Below are 20317 nucleotides of genomic sequence, written 5' to 3'. Positions count from 1 at the left end.
TATACTTCGACGTATCCATACCAATGCGGATAATCTGGTTCACGGACGGCTCCCATGTATGAGATCTAGACAACCTCATTCTGGCACACCGATGCCGTAGGGGGCCGTCCACACCATCAACCACAGGGTTGGATTGTTGAGATAAGCTGTAGCCCCAGCGATGCACAACAACCGCCAGCAGTGGTTATGGGTCCCGGGTCGCGCTTTGCTTGCCCGGGACGACGAGAATGGGGTCAGCAGAAATCCTCGCCCTCGATCTTCTCGATACTCGTGCGATCGAGCAGATGCGCACCAAAGCCGCCGCGCGCCAGCGATGAGGCGATCGGCGGCGATGCCAGCAGCAGCAGTGTCGTCATCACGAGCGGCACGGCACTGAGCCAATCGAGTCGCACCGGCGTCAACTCCTCGCTGCTTCCCCGATAGAGACCTTCGCCCGCGGCGATGCGGCCGCATTCCCTGATCAGGTCGCGCCGGGTGCCGTCGCGCGATGCGCTGCCGAGCAACGCCTGCATGGCGAGATGCGTCCGCACCCCGGCACGGCTCTCGGCCAGCGGTGCCGGCGTCTCGCCGAGCGAGACCCGCAGCAGGAGATCGACCAGATCAGTGCCGGACCGGCACGCGTTGACAGGTTCGACCAGCCGCGGGTTGCAGTCGATCAACAGCGGCGTCGCGCTGTCGAGCGGCATGATGACGTCTACCGAGAGTGCGCCGTGCCAGCCGAGATGCGCGCCGATCGTCTCGAGCGCGGCACGGATCGCCGGCCGGCTCACGCTCTCCTTGATCGCCTCGCCGCCGCCGACACCGGCCGCGATCTGCCGGTAGGCGTGGAAGCCGACCAGCGTGCCGCGGCAGAACACCGACTGGGCCTTCTCGACCGTGCCGGTGATGAGATCCTGCGCCAGCACCTCGCCGGCAAAATCGCCGGCGGATTCGAGGTCGTAGAGTGTGCGATTGAGATCGCCCGCGTCACGCACGAACCAGACGCCGCGGCTCGCGGTGCCGACCGACGTCTTGACCACGGACGGAAACCGCACCGCCTCGCGCAGCTCGTCGGCCGATCGGACGATCCGGGTCGGCGGCTGCGGCAGTCCGAGCCGGTCGAGCAGCCGGCTGAAGCCGGCCTTGCTGTGCACCGCGCGATAGCTGTCGAAATCCGGCAGCGCGAGACCGGTACGTGATGTCAGCCGCGCCGCGGCGCGGGCGAACAGGAAGCCCTGCTCGTGGGTCGGCAGCAGCACATCGAAATGCCGCGACGCCAACAGCCGCTCGACGAAGCGGAGGAAGCCGGCAGAATCTGACCGCAGCGGCGGACAATGATGGTATCTGCGGACAAAGCGGGAATAACGCGCCAGGCACCAGCGCGAAGGATCGCAGACCTCGACGTGATGGCCGGCCAGCCCCAGGATCGTGATCGCCTCGCGGCCGGAGGTGCTGGAGCCCTCTGACACAAGCACCCGGAGCGGCTTTTTGGCGTCGATCATGGCCGATCATCACCGCAGGACCACACTTTGTCGCCGCCTTTAATGCCGCATGTGTCGATCCGGCACGCCCGCGCCGGGGGCAGCCATGCGCCCGCGTTCATGGACAATTAGCGGCCAGCCTTTATTTTCTGCCGGCCCTGCCGGGCATTTTTTTGACGCGTTTTCGTCACGCGAACCGGTACCCACTTCGCTCGAAAACGCTTTGGAATTGGGGCTTCACTGACATGGTCGACATTCTGGCCGCACCGCAGCAAGCGAAAGCCGACAGCGCGCTGCGCACGCTGACGGGGATTTCGGTCGCCCATTGGGTCAGCCATTTCCATATCTTCGTGCTGCCGATGCTGTTCCCGTTCCTGAAGCAGCAACTCGGCGTCGGCTATGTCGAACTCGGGTTCGCGCTGACGGTGTTTGCGGTGGTGTCGGGCTTGACCCAGGCGCCGATCGGCTACCTCGCCGACCATATCGGCGCGCGCAAGATCCTGCTGATCGGGCTGACCATCGGCGGCTGCGCGCTGATCGGGCTCGGCCTGCATCTGAGCTATACGTCGCTGATCGTCTGTGCCGTGGCGCTCGGCCTCGCCAACAGCGTCTACCATCCGGCTGACTACGCGATCCTGTCGGCCCATATGGACGAGGCGCGGATGGGCCGCGCCTTCTCGATCCACACCTTTGCCGGCTTCCTCGGCGGCGCGGTGGCGCCCGCGATCATGGCAGCGCTGGTCGCCTCGATCGGCGGCCCCGGCGCGCTGATCGTGGCCGGCGCGGTCGGCCCGCTGGTGGCGCTGTTCCTGATCGTGCTCGGCATTCCCGATGCCGGCGCCAACAAGAACAAGCCGAAGGACGATGCGACGCCGAAGGCGAGCGTGATCACGCCGGCGCTGATGGTGCTGACGGCGTTCTTCACGCTGCTCAGCCTCTCGACCTCGGGCATCAACAATTTCGGCGTGGTCGCGCTGATGGGCGGCTACGGCGCGTCGTTCTCGACCGCCAACATCGCACTCACCGCCTTCCTCGGCGCCAGCGCCTCGGGCGTGCTCGCCGGCGGCTATCTCGCCGACTGGACCCATCGCCACAGCCAGCTTGCCGCAGCCTGCTTCGCGGTCAATGCCGTGTTGGTCGTGCTGGTCGCACTGGTGAACCTGCCGCCCGTGGCGCTCACGCTCGCGATGGGGCTTGCCGGATTCCTTGGCGGCGTGATCGCGCCGTCCCGCGACATGATGGTGCGCAATGCCGCGCCTCCCGGTGCCGCCGGCCGCGCCTTCGGCATCGTCTCCACCGGCTTCAACTTCGGCGGCATCGTCAGCCCGCTGCTGTTCGGCTGGATCATGGACCAGCACATGCCGCACTGGGTGTTCGGCGCTTCCGCGGTCTTCATGGTGCTGACGGTGCTGCTCGCGCTGGTCACCGAACGCAAGCCGCAGGCCTCCGCACTTGCGATCCAGGCGCAGCCCCGTTAGGCAACCCCCGCGGATCGCCTTCCGCTGCCAAACTCACCGGCCCCAGAATGCCGGCGTCGTCTTGAACCGCCGCCAACTCTTGCGCAGCGTTTTCGCCACCGCGATCTGATCGCGGGCGAGCCAGCCGGCCATCGCGCCGATGCCGAGATGAAGCGCAGGCTGGTCGTCCTGCCGGATGGCATGGAGCAGCACGCGCGTGCTTCCGATGTCGCACACCCGCCCCAGACTGGTCTGCAGCCCGGCGAGCCGCTTCACGTAGCGCTTCGCCGGCGCGTGCGACGCATAGAGCGGCAGGAAGAACTCCGCCGCATAGCGCAACTTCTTGAGGTTGATCCTGAGATTGTGCTGCGCGTGGATATCGAGCCGCCGGAAGCCCGCACCCCGCTTCAATGTCTTGCGATGCAATCGTTCCAGAATCTTGTCGGCGAGCACCGGCATCGGTTGCGACAGGACAGCCAGCGCTTCGCTGTCGATCTCGTTACGCCAGCCCCGACGTTCCACCAGATGCCCGAGCGAGAGCAGGAAGCGGCTGCACCGGGGATCGGCCAGGACGTTCTGCAAGGTGCCGTAACTCGACTTCCGTTGCTGCTGAACCGCCTGGCGAAGGCCATCCAGGTCGATATCCGGAACCGCGCTGACCAGGCGGGTGATCGTCGTTTCGGCGAAGACGTCCCAATCGCGGGCCTGGCCGAGCTGCCGCATCAGCCATTTTGCTTCGCTGTTGATCGCCGGGAATGCCGGCGATGGAACGTCGCGCCGGAACAGCGCGCAGATCGTCCGCAAGCGCCGCAAGGCCACGCGCATCTGGTGCACGCCTTCGGGGTCCGATCCCTGCTCGGCCACCGCGTGATTTCTCAAAAGATGGTGCCAGCAGGAGCCCACGAGCAGCGCGATGACGTCGTCGACCGGAAGCTCCGCGGTGATGCCTGGCAACTCGGCCTTCGCCGCCGATGGCGCGACATCGAACGCGAGCGCATAGCCGCGTTCCGCCTTGCTGAGCGTGCCGATCTGCAGCGGTGCTGCATCGAGCAACTGGGTTCCGAGATCGAACAGGACGCCGGCATTGCCGCTCTTCAGTTCAAGCTCGATTTCCGACAGGACCTCGTGGCGCGCATCGGCCTCGATCGTCCCCTCGTCGAATGCGATCTCAACCGACGCATCGGGCAGGTCGAGCTGCCGCGCGTGGCGGCGCACTTTTGTCGCGAACACCGGCACCAGCGCATCGTTGCTCAGCGCCGCCACGGGATCGCCGACCTCGTCGGCGGGGAACCGCGCCAGATCAGGGGCGATGCTCTCAAGCGGCACCTCCCATTGGCGCCGCCTCAGAGGCTGCGAGCGATTCGGTGAAAGCTTCAGTGTCTGGATGAAGGTCTTGCCGCTGCGTCGCACGCGCAGTGACATGCCATGCCGAAACAATAGCCGCTCCGGCGTGTCGTAATAGACCGTCTCCAGCCGGTGAAATGCACCGCGATTGCGCGCATGCTGCACGATGCAGGCTGCCTCGCGCAGTTTTTCGAGGCTTCCTTGCGGCGCAAGCAGCTTGAGTTCGATTTCCGCCTGATCGCCATGCCTGACGGCAATGGGAGTCCCCGCATCGGTCACGACCGGCCGCCGTCCATTCAATGATATCGCCCCCGGGATGGTCTATGAAGGTTTCATGACAATGACAAGGCACATCGCTGGATTGCAGCCCGCGTTGGCCGCGAATTGCATCTAAAACCGCGCCTTTAGGTTGGATTTGGCCGCGTCGCGATCCAAGCGCGAGAAGCGCGTTGCGCGGGCGCGAAGCGTTATGCGCAGCAGGAATTCATTCCGATCGCCGCGACAGCTCATCGAGATGAACCGCAGACAGTTCGGCGAGATGATCGGCCGCGAGGCCGGTTAGCTTCAGCCGCACCCGCCGCTGGTCAGCGGGGTCAAATTTCCGCAACGCGCAATCCCCGCTGCCAAATCATCGCCGGCGCATCCCAGAGCTTCGCCGGCGATGGTTGACAGCATCAGGGGCTCACCCATGATGCCAGCAACCAAGAACAGCCTCGGGATGAAACGCCATGACCTCGACCCCAGACCTCGTGATCCGCGGCGGCAACATCGCCGACGGCAAGGGCGGCGACCTCTATGAGGCCGATGTCGCGATCTCGGGCGGCAGGATCACCGAAGTCGGCAAGGTCTCCGCAAGAGGCAAGGAAGAGATCGACGCGCGCGGCAGACTGGTGGCGCCCGGCTTCGTCGACGTCCACACCCATTACGACGGCCAGGTGACCTGGAGCCAGGACATCACGCCGTCGTCGCAGAACGGCGTCACGACCGCGATCATGGGCAATTGCGGCGTCGGCTTCGCACCGTGCCGGCCGAGCGATCACGGCAGGCTGATCGAGCTGATGGAAGGCGTCGAGGACATTCCGGAGCCGGTGCTGAGCGCCGGCATTCCATGGGCGTGGGAAAGCTTCCCCGACTACATGGAGTGGCTGTCGAAGCGCAGTTTCGACATGGACATCGGCGCGCAACTGCCGCACGCGGCGCTGCGGGTCTATGTGATGGGCGAGCGCGGCGCGCGCCGCGATCCCGCCACGCCCGAGGACAACCAGGCAATGGCGGCGCTCGCCGGCGACGCGGTGCGATCCGGCGCGCTGGGCTTCTCGACCTCGCGCACGCTCAACCACCGCACCTCGACCGGCGACTATACGCCGACCCTGAAAGCGGGCGAGGATGAATTGACCGCGATCGCCGGCGCGATGCACGGCGTCGGCCGCAGCGTGCTGCAATTCGTGCTCGACCAGAGCACCGTGCATGAAGACCTGCCGATGATGCTGCGGGTCGCCGAGAACACAAGGTGCCCGATCTCGTTCTCGGTCGCCCAGGCCGACAAGGCGCCACGGCGCTGGCGGCAGACCATGGACACCATCAATGAAGCCGCCGCCCGCGGCCTGTCGATCACGACCCAGATCGCGGCGCGGCCGGTCGGGCTGCTGCTCGGGCTCGAATTGTCGCGCAACCCGTTCCAGACCCATCCGAGCTATCGCGAAATCGCCAGGCTGCCGCTGGCCGAGCGGCTGACGCATCTGCGCCGGCCCGAGGTGCGCGCCGCGATCCTGAGCGAGAGCGCGACGGCAACCGACGATCCGCTGTTCTTCCGGCCGAACTACGACAAGATGTATCTCCTGGGCAATCCGCCGGACTATGAGCAGCCGCCCGAGAACGCGCTCGGCCCGCAGGCGCGCCGCCAGGGCCGGCAGCCGGAAGAGCTCGCCTATGACGCGATGCTGACCGACGAGGGCCGCGGCATGCTCTATGTGCCGTTCCTGAATTATGCCGACGGCAATCTCGACGCCGTGCATGAGATGCTGCGCGAACCCAGCGCCGTGCCCGGCCTGTCCGACGGCGGCGCGCATTGCGGCATCATCTGCGACGCCAGCTTCCCGACCTATCTCTTGACGCACTGGACGCGCGACCGCAGCCGCGGCGAGAAGCTCTCGATCCCGTTCGTGATCGCGGCGCAGTCGCGCAAGACCGCGCTGTCGGTTGGGCTCACTGATCGCGGCGTGATCGCGCCGGGCTTCAAGGCCGACGTCAACGTGATCGACTACGACCGGCTGCACCTGCATCCGCCGAAGGTGCATTACGACCTTCCGGTCGGCGGCCGCCGTCTCTTGCAACAGGTCGACGGCTACGACGCCACCATCGTCTCCGGCGTCGTCACCCAGCGCGAGGGCAGGGCCACCGGCGCACGGCCGGGCAGGCTCGTCCGCGGCGCGCAGGGAATGAACTGAGGTAGCTTGTAGCCCCGATGAAGCGAAGCGCAATCCGGAGCAGCTCTATCCGCGGATAGCAAGGCCCCGGATTTCGCTGCGCTTCATCCGGGCTCCAGAGAGTCCGGGCCACCGAGAGCTCGACATTGATGCGAACCGCGGCCGCCGCGTCACCCTCCCCTGGAGGGCAGGGGAAGGTGGAAGCCGCGCCCCTCACGTCGGCGACATCGCGCCCTTGATCGTGCCTGCTGGCTGCGGCGTGCCGGTCAGCCGCGCACGCTCGGTGTTGGGCCACAGCAGCAGCAATCCGAGCAGGCCGGAGCCGGCCATGATCGCGGCGTTGATGGTGAAGCCGCTCATGTAGCCGGCCATCGGCGTGGCGGCGTGCTGGATCACACTGCCCATCACCATCGGCGCCAGGATGCCCGAGACGGTGTAGAGCGCACCGTAGATCGCGATGATCGCGCCACGCTGCGACACCGGCGTGAACTCGCCGAGCATCGGCGGGCACACCACATAGATCGAGCCGCACAGGCCGGAGCCGATCACCAGCAGTGCGATCATCAGCGCGCCCGGCGGCGCATAGGGCAGCGCAGCGAGGATGCAGCCGCCGACGATCAACGGCACCGAGCCGAGCACGCCGCGCGCGCCGCGGGTGGTGAAGCCGCGCGCCAGCATCAGCTGCGAGATCCAGCCGGTCAGGAGCACGATCGTCGCACCGAAGATCCAGGGCAGGATCGAGACGAAGCCGGCCTGCTGCTGCGAGAAGCCGAGCCCCTCGATGATGAACGACGTGAACCAGGTCAGGCCCAACGACAGCGCCCAATAGGCGCCGAAGGTCGCGACCACGCAGCCGACGAAGGTGCGCGACGTCAGCAGCTTCCAGTAGGGAATCCGTGGCTCGTCGGCAACAACGGCAACCGTCGACACCAGCGGCCCTTCCTTGCCGAGCGCGAACCAGGCGACGGTCCAGAGCAGGCCGACGATTCCGAGCGCGCCGAAGGCGTGATGCCAGCTGTGATTGACGATGATCCAGTTCAGCGCGGGCACCGCGAGGATCACGCCAAACGCCGAACCCTGCGACAGGATCGCGGTCGGCAGCGTGCGCTTCTCATCCGGAAACCATTTGTAGATCGCGTGCGCGGCGACCGAGAAGGCCGGTCCCTCGCCGGCGCCGAGGATGATGCGGCAGATCGTGAGCGTCGTGAGGCTGACGGTGCCGATCATCGGAAATTGCGTCAGCGACCAGATCACCGCCAGGATCAGCAGCACCCAACGCGTGTCGACGCGGTTGACGATGAAGCCGACCACGATCGCCGAGATCGAGAACAGATAGAAGAAGGATGAGCCGAGATCGCCGAACTGCTCCGGGGTGAGACCCATCTCCTTCCGGATCGGCACGCCGGCAAGCCCGACCACGATCTTGTCCGCAAAGTTCACCACCATGTACAGGAACAGAAGGAAGGTGATTTGCCAGGCGCCTTTGGGCGTCCCCTTCGACATCCCTTTGGGCGTCGGTTGCGTCGTCATGTCTGGCTCCCCGTCGTTTCGTTTTTTGGCTTCGTAAGATCGGCCTCGGCAGGATGCTAGCCACGCCTCGCCGCGCAACGCAACCCGCATTTCCTCGGGTTCTGTGGCCGGCGCGACACGATGGCCGGGCAAGCGCGCCCCGATCACGATCGCGTCGTCGCGGCCAGTGAAGCGGTGATCTGTCATGGGTCGGCTGCTATGCTCGGGGCAACGAAAAGCCGAGGTTATTCAAGGTTGGGTTATTTCATGAACAGATCGATCCTTCGCGCGGCCGCCTGCGCTGCGATTATGTCCGCCACGCTGCTCGCGGTGCCTCAAGTCCGCGCCGAGGACGCCGCCGGTCCCGACTATGCGGCGATCGTCGCCGCGCCCGATCGCAGCGAAGCGGATCGCCAGGTCGACCAGCGCCGCCAGCCGGCCAAGATGCTCGCCTTTGCCGGCGTCAAGCCCGGCATGACCATCCTCGACATGGCGGCGAGCGCCGGCTACAGCACAGAACTCCTGGCGCGCACCGTCGCCCCTTCGGGCAAGGTCTACGCGCAGGATTCGGCTGCCGTGCTCGAGCGCTTCGTCAAGGACAAGTTCGACACCCGCGCCAAGGCGCCGGCGATGAAGAACGTTGTCCATCTGGTGCGCGACTACGACGATCCGATCCCGCCCGAGGTCAACAACCTCGACATGATCACCTTGTTCTTTTTCTATCACGACATCAGCTATCTGCCGGTCGATCGCGCCGCGATGAACAAGAAGATGTTCGCCGCGCTGAAGCCGGGCGGCTTCCTGGTCATCGCGGACCACTCGGCCAAGGCCGGCGACGGCACAAGCGTCGCCAAGACGCTGCACCGGATCGAGGAGAGCACCCTGAAGCAGGAGATCGAGGCGGCCGGCTTCAAGCTGGTGGCCGAGGCCGATTTCCTGCATCATGCGGAAGACCCGAAGGACATTCCCGTCTTCAAGGCGCCGGTGCCGATCGACGAGTTCGTCCTGAAATACCAGAAGCCTTGAATGAGGCACGGCCATCGCTTCACCTGACCAGACCGCCGCGGTGCTTCGCGTCACCGGCCTGACCAAGAGTTACCGCTCTGCCGGTGAAGACGTCGCGGTGCTGCGCGGCGTCGATCTCACTGTCACGACCGGCGAGAGCGTGGCGCTGTCAGGCGAATCCGGCAGCGGCAAGAGCACGCTGCTGCATCTGATCGCGGGGCTCGATGCCGCCGACAGCGGCGAGATCAGGCTTGCCGATATCACGGTCTCCGCCCTCAACGACGCCGGCCGCGCCGAACTGCGCCGCGACCGGCTCGGCCTCGTGTTCCAGCAGTTCAACCTGATCCCGAGCCTGACGGTCGCGGACAATCTCGTGTTCCAGTCCCGCATCGCCGGCCGCCACGATGCGGCCTGGCATGACGAACTGGTCGAGCGCCTCGGGCTCAGGCCGCTCCTGAAGCGCTATCCCGAGCAATTGTCCGGCGGCCAGCAGCAGCGCGTCGCGATCGGCCGCGCGCTGGCGCCGAAGCCGCTGTTGCTGCTCGCCGACGAGCCGACCGGCAATCTCGACGAGGACACCGCCGACGAGGTGCTGCTTCTGGCGCGCGATCTGGTGGCGCGTACCGGCTGCGGCTTCCTGATGGTCACCCACAGCGCGCGGCTCGCCGCGACGCTCGACCGCCAGGTCACCCTGCATGCCGGGGTCATCGCATGAGGCGGGCGCTGTGGATTCTTGCGGTGCTGCTGAGCCATTGGCGGCGGCATCCGATGCAGCTTGCGACGCTTTTGATCGGGTTGATCTCGGCGACCGCGCTGTGGAGCGGTGTGCAGGCGCTGAACCAGCAGGCCCGCATCGCCTATGACCGCGCCGCCGCGACCTTCGGCGGCTCGCGCACCGCCATGCTGGTGAGCCGCGACAGCGCGACCTTCCCGCAAAAACTGTTCGTCAATCTGCGCCGCGCCGGCTGGCCGGTGTCACCGACGCTGGAGGGCCGCGTCCAGATCGACGGGCGCAGCTTGCGCCTGCTCGGTGTCGAGCCGGTGACGCTGCCATCGGAGGTCGGCAACGCGCCGGCGGTCGGACGCGGCAACCTGCTATCCTTCGTCACGCCGCCGGGCGAAATGCTGGTGGCGGGCGAGACGCTGCGCGATCTCGGCCTCAGGGAGGGCGAACGGCCGCAGGCCAACGGAACGAGCCTGCCGCCGCTGCGCGTGCAGGCGGAGCTCGCACCCGGCGCACTGGTCGTCGATATCGGCATCGCGCAGGACATCCTGAAGATGCCCGGCCAGGTGTCGCGCCTGCTGGTCGGCAAATCGAAAACGCCGCGCGCGACGCTTGAAAGCGTGGCAGGCAAAAAGCTTCGGCTGGTGGAGCCGAGCGCCGAGAGCGACCTCGAACGGCTGACCGACAGTTTCCATCTCAACCTCACCGCATTCGGCCTGCTGTCGTTCTTCGTCGGCCTGTTCATCGTCAACTCCGCGATCGGCCTCGCCTTCGAGCAGCGGCTGCCGATGCTGCGCACCTTGCGCGCCTGCGGCGTCTCGGCGCGGCTGCTCAACACCGTGCTCGTGATCGAGCTGGTGTCGCTGGCGCTGGTCGCCGGCCTGATTGGCCTCGTCTGCGGCTACTTCATCGCGGCAGCCTTGCTGCCCGATGTCGCGGCCTCGCTGCGCGGGCTCTATGGCGCGCAGATCCCCGGACAGCTTTCGCTCAAGCCCGTCTGGTGGTTCGCCGGCATCGCCATCAGCATTCTGGGCGCGCTCGCTGCCGCCGCCGCGAGCCTTGCCAAGGCGATCCGGATGCCGGTGCTGACGACGGCGCAGCCGCAGGCCTGGCAGCAGGCGCAACGGCGCTGGCTCATGTTCCAGAGTGCCGCGGCGCTCGCGGTGTTTGCGGTGGCGGCAGCTCTCATTCAGTTCGGCGATTCCCTGATCGCGGGCTTTGCCGTGCTGGCCGCGCTGATGCTCGGCGCGGCATTGATCCTGCCGATGGTGCTGCAGATCGCGCTCGCATTCGGCCGGCGCAGCGCGCGGGCGCCGGTCGGCATCTGGTTCTGGGCCGACAGCCGCCAGCAGCTCTCAGGCCTGTCGCTGGCGCTGATGGCGCTGTTGCTCGCGCTCGCGGTCAATGTCGGTGTCAGCACCATGGTGGAAAGCTTCAGCCGCACCTTCCTGGTCTGGCTCGACGGCCGCCTCGCCGCCGACGTCTACATCAGCGCCGCCAGCGATCGACAGGCAAAAGAGATCAAGGCGTGGCTGCGCGATCGGCCGGGGATTCAGGCCATCCTGCCCGGCGGCCGCGCCGATACGCAATTCGGCGGCGCACCGATCGAGGTGCTCGGCCTTCCCGACCACGTCACCTATCGCGACAACTGGCCGTTGCTGGAGAGCACGGCGAATGCCTGGGTGCGCTTGCGTCCCGGCGACACCTGTCTGGTCAGCGAGCAGCTGTCGCGGCGGATGAAGCTTGCGATTGGCGATCATATCGAGGTGCCGGCCCCGGGCGGCAGCTGGCCACTCGAGATCGTCGGCATCTATGCCGATTACGGCAACCCCAAAGGCCAGATCGCGGTCAACTTCGCCGCGCTGACCCGGCGCTTTCCGCTGACGCCGCAGACCCGGATCGGGCTCCGCGTCGCGCCCGATCACATCGCACCGCTGATCGCGGCGTTGCAGGAGAAGTTCGGCCTCGACGACCGCAACGTCGCCGACCAGGCGACGATGAAGCGGGAATCCAAACGGGTGTTCAACCGCACCTTCTCGGTGACGGCGGCGCTCAACACCTTCACGCTCGGCGTCGCCGGCATCGCGCTCCTGACCAGCCTGCTGACCTTGGCCAATTCGCGGCTGCCGCAGCTGGCGCCGCTGTGGGCGATCGGCCTGACGCGGCGGCGGCTCGCGGCGCTCGAACTGTTGAAGACCATGGCGGTCGCGCTGATCACCGCGCTGTTCGCACTGCCACTCGGCCTTCTGGTTGCTTGGTGCCTGCTTGCGATCGTCAATGTGAAGGCATTCGGCTGGCGGCTGCCGTTCCACGTCTTCCCGTTGCAGCTGATCGAGCTGCTCGCGGTGGCGCTCGCCGCCGCCTTCTGCGCGGCGGCGCTGCCGGTCGCAAGACTGGCGCGCATGCAGCCAGCCAGCCTGATCAGGATCTTCGTCAATGAGCGCTAGTGCTGATATTACGCGGCGCGCGTTTGCCGGCGGCGCACTGGCGCTCGCGCTCGGCGGCAAGAGCCTTGCGCAGGGCTTTGCCGGGCTCGGCGAGAATGCCGAAGGTTTTGCCGCCGTCACGCCGGGCAAGCCATTCGTTTTCCCAATCGATCACGGCCCGCATCCGGAGTTCCGGATCGAGTGGTGGTACGTGACGGCGAATCTCTCCGACGCGAATGGTGCAGCCTATGGCGCGCAATGGACGCTGTTCCGCCAGGCGATGAAGCCGGGCGGCCCCCGCGAGGGCTGGGCCAACCAGCAGGTCTGGATGGGCCACGCCGCCGTGACCAGCGCCACCACGCATCGTTTCAGCGAGACCTTTGCGCGCGGCGGGGTCGGTCAAGCCGGTGTCGAGGCCACGCCGTTCCGCGCCTGGATCGACGCCTGGGAGATGCACGGGCTCGACCCGTTCGATGCGCAGCGCGTCGCGCCGCTCGAGCTGAAGGCTTCGGCTGCCGACTTCAGCACCGCGCTCCGCCTCGACGCCAATCGCCCGCTGGTGCTGCAGGGCGACCACGGCTACAGCCGCAAGTCGGACCGCGGACAGGCCTCCTATTACTACAGCCAGCCGTTCTACCAGGCGTCCGGCCGCATCGTGATCGACGATGGACCGGTCGACGTCGCGGGCATAGCCTGGATGGATCGCGAATGGAGCAGCCAGCCATTGGCGGCGGACCAGACCGGCTGGGACTGGTTCTCGCTGCATCTGCCCGGCGACGAGAAGCTGATGCTGTACCGGCTGCGCCAGAAGGATGGCCGCGAGAACCTGTTCGGCAACTGGTTCACGCCGGACGGCCGCTCGGCCGAGATCGCTGGCCCCGGCAACAGCATCACGCCGGTTACGACCACCGAGATCGACGGCCGCAAGCTGTCGACGTCATGGCGCGTCGCCCTTCCGGCACGCGGCCTTGCCATCGAGACCAGGCCGGTCAATCCGAAGGCCTGGATGGGGACCAGCTTCCCGTATTGGGAAGGCCCGATCCGCTTTTCGGGCAGCCACGCGGGAATCGGCTATCTTGAGATGACCGGGTACTGAAACGCCGACAGAAGATCGGCGCGCCCAAATTCGTCCAGCCTGTCACACCGGTCGCGGCCGCCCCGTCATGACATCGGGGCCAATGAAACAAGAGGACACGCCCGACATGTACCACTACACGGCCATCGTCACCTCCCTTGCCATCGCGTTCTATTTCTTCACTTCGACACAGGTCGCGCGCGCCCGAGCCGCCTATGGCGTCAAGCTGCCGGCGATCTCGGGCCATCCGGATTTCGAGCGCATCTTCCGCATCCAGATGAACACGCTGGAGTGGATGCCGATCTTCCTGCCGTCGCTGTGGCTGTTTGCGATCTATGTCGGCGATGCCGCGGCGGCCGCGATCGGCGCGCTCTGGGTGATTGGCCGCATCGTCTACTTCATCGGCTATCGCGAGGCGGTGGCGAAGCGCAGCCGAGGTTTTGCCATTCAGGCCGCCGCGTGCATCATCCTGTGGATCGGCGCGCTCGGCGGCGCGGTGTGGCGGCTGGTGCATTGAAGGCGCGATCGCGCCACATACTCCGCTGTCGTCCCGGGCTTGACCCGGGACCCATAACCACAGGTCGAGTTGCGATGGCTGGGGCCCCAGCCTGATCTCACAACCAAGTTCGGTGGTTATGGGTCCCTGCTCCCGTGCGCAATTGCGCACAAGGCAGGGACGACAGTGATGTTGTGTCGCGAGTTGCGTGATACGTCAGCTGCGCGTCACTTGGTCAGCGGGCAGCCGCTGTCCTTGGCGGTGAAGAACGCCTTGTCGCCCGGCACCACGGCAAGCTGCTTGTAATAGTCCCACGGCTTCTTCGATTCCGACGGCTTCTTGACCTCGAACAGATAGAGGTCGTGGACCATGCGGCCGTTGGCGAGCACCTTGCCCTTGGCAAAGGCATCGTCGACCGGCAGCTCCTTCAGCTTCGCGGCGACCGCTTCGCTGTCCTTGGTGCCGGCGGCCTTCACCGCCTTCAAATAGCTCAGCGTCGCCGAATAGGTGCCGGCATGGATCATGCTCGGCATGTGGCCGGTGCGCTTGATGAAGCGCTCGCTGAAAGCGCGCGAGGCGTCGTCGTGATCCCAGTAGAACCCTTCGGTGAGGACAAGACCCTGGGCTGCCTCCAACCCGAGACCGTGCACCTCCGACAGCGTCATCAGCAGGCCGGCGAGTTTCTGGCCGCCCCTGACGATGCCGAACTCGGCTGCCTGCTTGATCGAGTTGGTGGTGTCGAGCCCGGCATTGGCAAGCCCGATGATCTTGGCCTTCGAGCTCTGCGCCTGCAGCAGGAAGGACGAGAAGTCCGACGAGTTGAGCGGCACGCGGACCGAGCCGACCACCTTGCCGCCCTTCGAGGCGACGATGTCGCTGGTGTCCTTTTCCAGCGCGTAGCCGAAGGCGTAGTCGGCGGTCAGGAAGAACCACGTGTCGCCGCCCGCTTCCGTCAGCGCCCCGCCGGTACCGACCGCCAGCGCACGCGTGTCGTAGGCCCAGTGGAAGCTGTAGGGCGTGCAGGCATCGCCTGAAATGCGCGAGGTCGCCGCACCCACCACGATGTCGATCTTCTTCTTTTCCTTGGACAGCTCCTGCACCGCGAGCGCGACCGACGAGGTGGTGAGCTCGGTGATCATGTCGACATTCTCGACCTCGTACCAGCGCCGCGCGATCGCGGTCGCGAGGTCCGGCTTGTTCTGATGGTCGGCGGTGACGATCTCGATCTTCTGGCCCAGCACCTCGCCGCCGAAATCCTCGACCGCCATCCGCGCCGCCTCAAGCGAATACTTTCCGCCGTAGTCGGCGTAGACGCCGGACTGATCGTTCAGGATGCCGATCTTGACACCTTGTGCCGACGCCGGCGCCGCAAGCATCAGGCTGCAAGCCGCGACCGCAGCCAAAAATCCCGACTTCATTTTTGTGCTCTCCCAGCAGTCTCTCATCAGGAAAAATCGGCGGGACATTATTTTATAACCCCGCGCCTGCCCATCTCTTTCCGCTCAGCCGTTAGTATGGGCTGCCGACGCAAGTCTGCACAATATCTGCTCCGTCACCCTGAGGTGCGAGCCTTGCGGCGCAATTGCGCCGCTGGGCGAGCCTCGAAGGCTCGACGGCCCGGCTGGCGGTCGTGCATCCTTCGAGACGCCTGCTTCGCAGGCTCCTCAGGATGACGGGGAAGCACTCGCTGCTGCGGAATGCCGGTCGCCCTCACCCCGCCACGTTCGCTGCGGGTTCCTTCGGCTTGCCCTCGTTCTTTCCTTCCGCGAGGTTGCGTACCACCATGTAGAAGATCGGCGTGAAGACGAGGCCGAACAGGGTGACGCCGAGCATGCCGAAGAACACGGCGACACCGACCGCCTGGCGCATCTCCGAGCCCGAGCCGGTCGACAGCACCAGCGGCAGCACGCCGAGGATGAAGGCGAACGACGTCATCAGGATCGGCCGCAGGCGGAGCCGGCAGGCCTCGATGACCGCCTCCAGCCGTGGCCGGCCCTCGAGCTCGATATCGCGCGCAAACTCGACGATCAGGATCGCGTTCTTGGCGGCGAGGCCCACCAGCACCACGAAGCCGATCTGGGTCAGGATGTTGACGTCCTGGCCCATGATGCGCACGCCGATGGTGGCCGCGAACAGGCACATCGGCACGATCAGGATCACCGCGAACGGCAGTGTCCAGCTGCCATATTGCGCGGCCAGCACCAGATAGACGAACAGCACGCAGATCGGGAACACGTAGAGGCCGGCATTGGCGCCGTTGACCTGCTGGTAGGACAGATCGGTCCATTCGAACGAGAAGCCGCTCGGCAGGGTTTCGTCGGCGAGCTTCTTGATGGCATTGAGCGCCGTCGTCGAGCTGACGCCCGGCGCCGGCTCACCCTGCAGTTCGGATGCCGAGTAGAGATTGTAGCGCGCGACGCGATCGGGGCCCGAGATGTCCTTGAAGTCGACGACGCTGCCGAGCATCACCATGTCGCCATTGGCGTTACGGGTCCGCAGCCGCGAAAGATCGGTGGTCTCCTTGCGGAACGGCAGATCGGCCTGCGCGGTGACGTGATAGGTACGCCCGAACAGGTTGAAGTCGTTGACATAGGTCGAGCCGAAATAGGTCTCGATCGTGTCGGTGATGTTGGCGATGGGGACGCCGAGCTTCTGCGCCTTGACGCGATCGATATCGACGAACAGCTGCGGGGTGTTCGCGGAATACGGCGAGAACACCGAGGTCAGGCTCGGCGACTTGCGCGCGGCCAACACCAGTTCGTCGGTCGCGGACGCCAGCAGTTCGGGGCCGCGCCCCTGTCGATCCTGGACGCGGATGGTGAAACCACCGCCGGTGCCGATACCGGGCACGGCCGGCGGCGGAATGACGATGATGAAGGCGCCCTGGATCACCGACAGCCGCTTGCGCAGGTCGGCCGTGATTGCGGTCGCCGTCAGTCCCTTCTTCAGGCGTGCCTCCGGCTCGTCGAACACCGGGAACAGCGCCGCGGCATTACCCGCCTGCGTGCGCGTCGCGCCGGAGAAGCCGGCGAAGGCCGCAACGCGAACGATACCCGGCGTATCCAGCGCGATCCGCTCGATCTCGCGCACGACAGCCGTGGTCCGCGCCAGCGACGCGGCGCCCGGCAGCTGTGCCGAGATGATGACGTAGCCGCGGTCCTGCGCCGGGATGAAGCCCTGCGAGGTGGTCGCGAGCAGCCAGCCGGCGCTGCCGATCAACACGAGGTAGATCGCGACCATCACCACGGTGTGCCGGATCACGAAGTCGGCGACCGCCGCATAGCCATGCGCCAGCCGGTCGAACACGCGGTTGAACAGCGCGGTGAAGCTGTCCCAGCCGCGCGCGATGATGTTCCAGCGTGCCGGCGGGCGTTTCTCCCCGTGCGGGACCAGGATCTGCGAGGCCAGCGCCGGCGACAGCGTCAGCGAGCAGAAGCAGGAGATCGCGGTCGCGACCGCGATGGTCACGGCGAATTGCTGGAAGAACTGTCCGGAGATGCCGCCGAGGAAGGCAGTCGGCACGAACACCGCGCACAGCACCAGCGCGATCGAGACCAGCGCGCCGCCGACCTCCTCCATGGTCTTGAGCGCCGCCTCGCGCCGGCTCATGCCGTGCTCGAGATGCCGTTCGACATTCTCGACCACCACGATGGCGTCGTCGACCACGATGCCGACCGCGAGAACCAGGCCGAACAAGGTCAGATTGTTGATCGAGAAGCCGAGCGCGGCCATCACCGCGAAGGTGCCGACCAGCGACACCGGGATCGCGATGATCGGGATGATCGCAGGCCGCCAGCCCTGCAGGAACACCAGCACCACGATGACGACGAGCGCCATCGCCTCGTAGATCGTCTTGATCAGCTCATGAACCGATTGGGCGATGAACTCGGTCGGATTGTAGCCGATGTTGTAGTCGAGCCCCTTCGGAAAACCCGCCTTCATCCGCTCCATCGTGTCGGAGATGCTCTTGGCGGTGGCGAGCGCGTTCGATCCGGGCCGCTGCGTCACCAGCAGCGCAACCGCCGATTTGCGCAGCAGGAAGCTGTTGGTGGCGTAGGACAGCGCGCCGAGCTCGACGCGGGCGACGTCGCGCAGCCGCACGGTACGGCCGTCGGAGCCGGCCTTCACCACGATGTCCTCGAACTGCCTGATGTCCTTGAGGCGGCCGGTGAAGACAAGGTTCGGCTGGAAGGCGCGATCGGCGATCGGCGGCTCGGCGATCTGGCCGCCCGCGATCTGCAGGTTCTGCGCCCGGATCGCCGCCAGCACCTCGCCCGAGGTCAGGCCGAGATTGGCGATCCGGTCGGGATCGAGCCACAGCCGCATCGAGTAGTCGCGTGCGCCGAACATCTGGATGTCGCCGACGCCGTCGAGCCGCAACAGCTGGTCGCGGACCTGCAGCAGCGCGTAGTTGGAGATGTAGAGCTGGTCGAACGTGTCGTCGGGCGACAGCATGAACACGACCATCAGGATGTCGGGCGAGTTCTTGCGGGTGACGACGCCGTTGCGCTGCACTTCTTCAGGCAGCCGCGGCTGCGCGATCGCGACGCGGTTCTGCACCAGCACCTGGGCCTTGTCGAGGTCGGTGCCGAGCTTGAAGGTCGCGGTAATGGTGAGCTGGCCGTTTGAGGTCGCCTGGCTGTAGAGATACAGCATGTCCTCGACGCCGTTGATCTCCTGCTCTATCGGAGCGGCGACGGTGTCGGACACGGTCTGCGCCGAGGCGCCCGGATACTGCGTGGTCACCGTGACGGTCGGCGGCACGACCTGCGGATACTCCGAGACCGGCAGCGTCGGATAGGCGATCGCGCCGACGATCAGCAGCACGATCGACAGCACCATCGCGAGGATGGGCTGGTTGATGGAGAGCCTGCCGAGATTCATGGCTTGGCACCTGCCGCCGGCTTATCCCCTGCCGGGGGCTTGGCTTCGGCCGGAGCCTGGGCCATTTTCGGCGTCACCTTGGCGCCGACGCGGGCGCGTTGCAGCCCGTCGACGATCACATGGTCCTCCGGCTTGAGGCCGTCGCGGATCACGCGCAGCCCCTCATCCAGCGGTCCGAGCGTGACCGTTCGTGCTTCCACCGTGTTGTCGTCCTTGACGACGAACACGATCTTGCGCGACTGGTCGGTGGCGATGGCGGTATCCGGGATCAGCAGCGCCTCATAGGGCGAGGAGCCGATCAGGCGGACGCGGCCGAACTGGCCGGGCAGGATCGAGAGGTCCTTGTTCGGGATCACCGCACGGCTGCGCAGCGTTGCGGTGGAGACGTCGAGGCGGTTGTCGAGGAAGTCCATCTTGCCCTCATGCGAGGGCTTGGTCTCGCCGGTCAGGGTCACCTGCACCGGGTTCGCCGTGTCGCGCGAGCTCGGCCGCCGGCCTTCGAACCACAGCTTGCTGTTGCGCTGATAGGTCGCCTCGTCGACGTCGAAATAGATGTAGATCGGATCGAGCGAGACGATCGAGGTGAGCAGCGTCGCTCCGCTCTCGCTGCCTTGCACCAGGTTGCCCGGGGTCACCAGATGCCGGCTGACGCGACCGGTGATCGGCGCCAGCACATGGGTGAATTCGACGTTGAGCTGCGCGGCCTTCAGCGTGCCCTCGGCCTGCGTTTCGGCGGCGCGCGCCGCCTGCAACGCCTGGCGGCGCTGGTCGACGACCTGCTCCGAGACCGCGCTGGTCTGCACCAGATTGAGCCCGCGCTCAAGATCGCGCTTGGCAAGCTCCCCCTTGGCGCGCGCGTCGGCGAGCTGACCTTCGGCCTGCAGCACGACCGCCTCGAACGGCCGCGGATCGATGACGTAAAGCAGATCGCCGGCGTGGACGATCGCACCGTCCTTGAACTCGACACTGTTGACGAAGCCGCCGACGCGGGCGCGGACCTGAACCTCCTCGATCGCCTCGAAGCGGCCGGTGAATTCATCCCAGTCGGTAACGGTGCGCTTGACCGGCTGCGCGACGGTCACGGGCGGCGCCGGAGGCGCGGCCTGCGATTGCGCGCTCTTGTCGCCGCAACCGCCGAGCGCCAGCGCGGCCAACAGCCCGATCGGCGCGAGGCCGCGCCGGCACGCCCTGACAAATCCCTGACGGCGAAGCGAATGACGCCCGACGCCGGTTACCGGAGCCGGACGCTCCGTTCTGTCAATCGAACTCAATTCGCTCTCCCCCAAAAGACTACGAAGCACGCCGACCAAAGCAGGGCTACGAAAGTCGCAATTGAACTTGCGGTGATTCAACACGGATGAGCCACCGCAATGTCGCGGCAGCGGACGTCACAGATGTAGCCGCACCCCAGTCTGTTCAAGATGGCTGCCGGATCAAGCGAATAGTTGCGCAATCTGAACGCCTTACGACACGCTCGCGAAACCGTGACGACGAAAAGGGGCAGTTTGGCT

General features: G+C 66.2%; 14 protein-coding genes. 7 read left to right on the top strand and 7 right to left on the bottom strand.

What is annotated here, in order from left to right; genetic code table 11:
* Window positions 1–233 precede the first annotated feature (233 nt).
* On the bottom strand, window positions 234–1481 hold the full coding sequence (locus AC066Y_RS38000) for a hypothetical protein (protein WP_478278328.1): 1248 nt from the start codon (window positions 1479–1481) through the stop codon (window positions 234–236).
* A 224-nt stretch (window positions 1482–1705) separates the two neighbouring features.
* On the opposite strand from AC066Y_RS38000, the gene AC066Y_RS37995 reads away from it, so the two are divergent.
* On the top strand, window positions 1706–2938 hold the full coding sequence (locus tag AC066Y_RS37995) for an MFS transporter (protein ID WP_478278327.1): 1233 nt from the start codon (window positions 1706–1708) through the stop codon (window positions 2936–2938).
* 33 nt (window positions 2939–2971) lie between these two features.
* Here the strand turns inward: AC066Y_RS37995 and AC066Y_RS37990 are convergent, their stop codons facing one another.
* Both AC066Y_RS37990 and AC066Y_RS37985 read right to left on the bottom strand, forming a co-directional pair.
* Window positions 2972–4540 carry a CYTH and CHAD domain-containing protein gene (locus AC066Y_RS37990; protein WP_478278326.1) on the bottom strand — a complete coding sequence of 523 codons (1569 nt, stop codon included), beginning with the start codon at window positions 4538–4540 and terminating at the stop codon, window positions 2972–2974.
* Window positions 4541–4745: 205 nt separating this feature from the next.
* Window positions 4746–4868: a hypothetical protein gene (locus AC066Y_RS37985; protein WP_478278325.1), complete on the bottom strand. Its 123-nt coding sequence runs from the start codon at window positions 4866–4868 to the stop codon at window positions 4746–4748.
* A gap of 121 nt (window positions 4869–4989) precedes the next feature.
* Here AC066Y_RS37985 and AC066Y_RS37980 point away from each other — a divergent pair, with 121 nt between their 5' ends.
* A complete protein-coding gene (locus AC066Y_RS37980; RefSeq protein ID WP_478278324.1) occupies window positions 4990–6708 on the top strand; it encodes an N-acyl-D-amino-acid deacylase family protein in 1719 nt (572 codons plus the stop codon).
* A 192-nt stretch (window positions 6709–6900) separates the two neighbouring features.
* Here AC066Y_RS37980 and AC066Y_RS37975 read toward each other — a convergent pair whose 3' ends face one another.
* A complete protein-coding gene (locus tag AC066Y_RS37975; RefSeq protein WP_478278323.1) occupies window positions 6901–8217 on the bottom strand; it encodes an MFS transporter in 1317 nt (438 codons plus the stop codon).
* Between the two features lie 246 nt (window positions 8218–8463).
* On the opposite strand from AC066Y_RS37975, the gene AC066Y_RS37970 reads away from it, so the two are divergent.
* From AC066Y_RS37970 to AC066Y_RS37950, 5 genes are all read left to right on the top strand, one after another.
* A complete protein-coding gene (locus tag AC066Y_RS37970; RefSeq protein WP_478278322.1) occupies window positions 8464–9222 on the top strand; it encodes a class I SAM-dependent methyltransferase in 759 nt (252 codons plus the stop codon).
* Between the two features lie 40 nt (window positions 9223–9262).
* Complete coding sequence (locus AC066Y_RS37965) at window positions 9263–9916, top strand: ABC transporter ATP-binding protein (protein ID WP_478278321.1); 654 nt, start codon at window positions 9263–9265, stop codon at window positions 9914–9916.
* Window positions 9913–12372, top strand: a complete 2460-nt coding sequence (locus tag AC066Y_RS37960) for an ABC transporter permease (RefSeq protein ID WP_478278320.1) — start codon at window positions 9913–9915, stop codon at window positions 12370–12372. Before AC066Y_RS37965 ends, AC066Y_RS37960 begins: the two co-directional genes overlap by 4 nt.
* A complete protein-coding gene (locus AC066Y_RS37955) occupies window positions 12362–13447 on the top strand; it encodes a lipocalin-like domain-containing protein (protein ID WP_478278319.1) in 1086 nt (361 codons plus the stop codon). Before AC066Y_RS37960 ends, AC066Y_RS37955 begins: the two co-directional genes overlap by 11 nt.
* 106 nt (window positions 13448–13553) lie before the next feature.
* Window positions 13554–13943, top strand: coding sequence for an MAPEG family protein (locus AC066Y_RS37950; RefSeq protein WP_478278330.1), 390 nt, complete (start codon window positions 13554–13556; stop codon window positions 13941–13943).
* A gap of 206 nt (window positions 13944–14149) precedes the next feature.
* Here AC066Y_RS37950 and AC066Y_RS37945 read toward each other — a convergent pair whose 3' ends face one another.
* From AC066Y_RS37945 to AC066Y_RS37935, 3 genes are all read right to left on the bottom strand, one after another.
* On the bottom strand, window positions 14150–15340 hold the full coding sequence (locus tag AC066Y_RS37945) for an ABC transporter substrate-binding protein (protein ID WP_212316812.1): 1191 nt from the start codon (window positions 15338–15340) through the stop codon (window positions 14150–14152).
* A 292-nt stretch (window positions 15341–15632) separates the two neighbouring features.
* On the bottom strand, window positions 15633–18806 hold the full coding sequence (locus tag AC066Y_RS37940) for an efflux RND transporter permease subunit (protein WP_478278318.1): 3174 nt from the start codon (window positions 18804–18806) through the stop codon (window positions 15633–15635).
* Window positions 18803–19969: an efflux RND transporter periplasmic adaptor subunit gene (locus AC066Y_RS37935; protein WP_478278329.1), complete on the bottom strand. Its 1167-nt coding sequence runs from the start codon at window positions 19967–19969 to the stop codon at window positions 18803–18805. The genes AC066Y_RS37940 and AC066Y_RS37935 overlap by 4 nt, the downstream gene beginning before the upstream one ends.
* Window positions 19970–20317: the final 348 nt, after the last annotated feature.

The sequence above is a fragment of the Bradyrhizobium sp. USDA3010 genome, from assembly GCF_056429065.1.
This window is presented reverse-complemented; position numbering and strand designations above follow the sequence as displayed.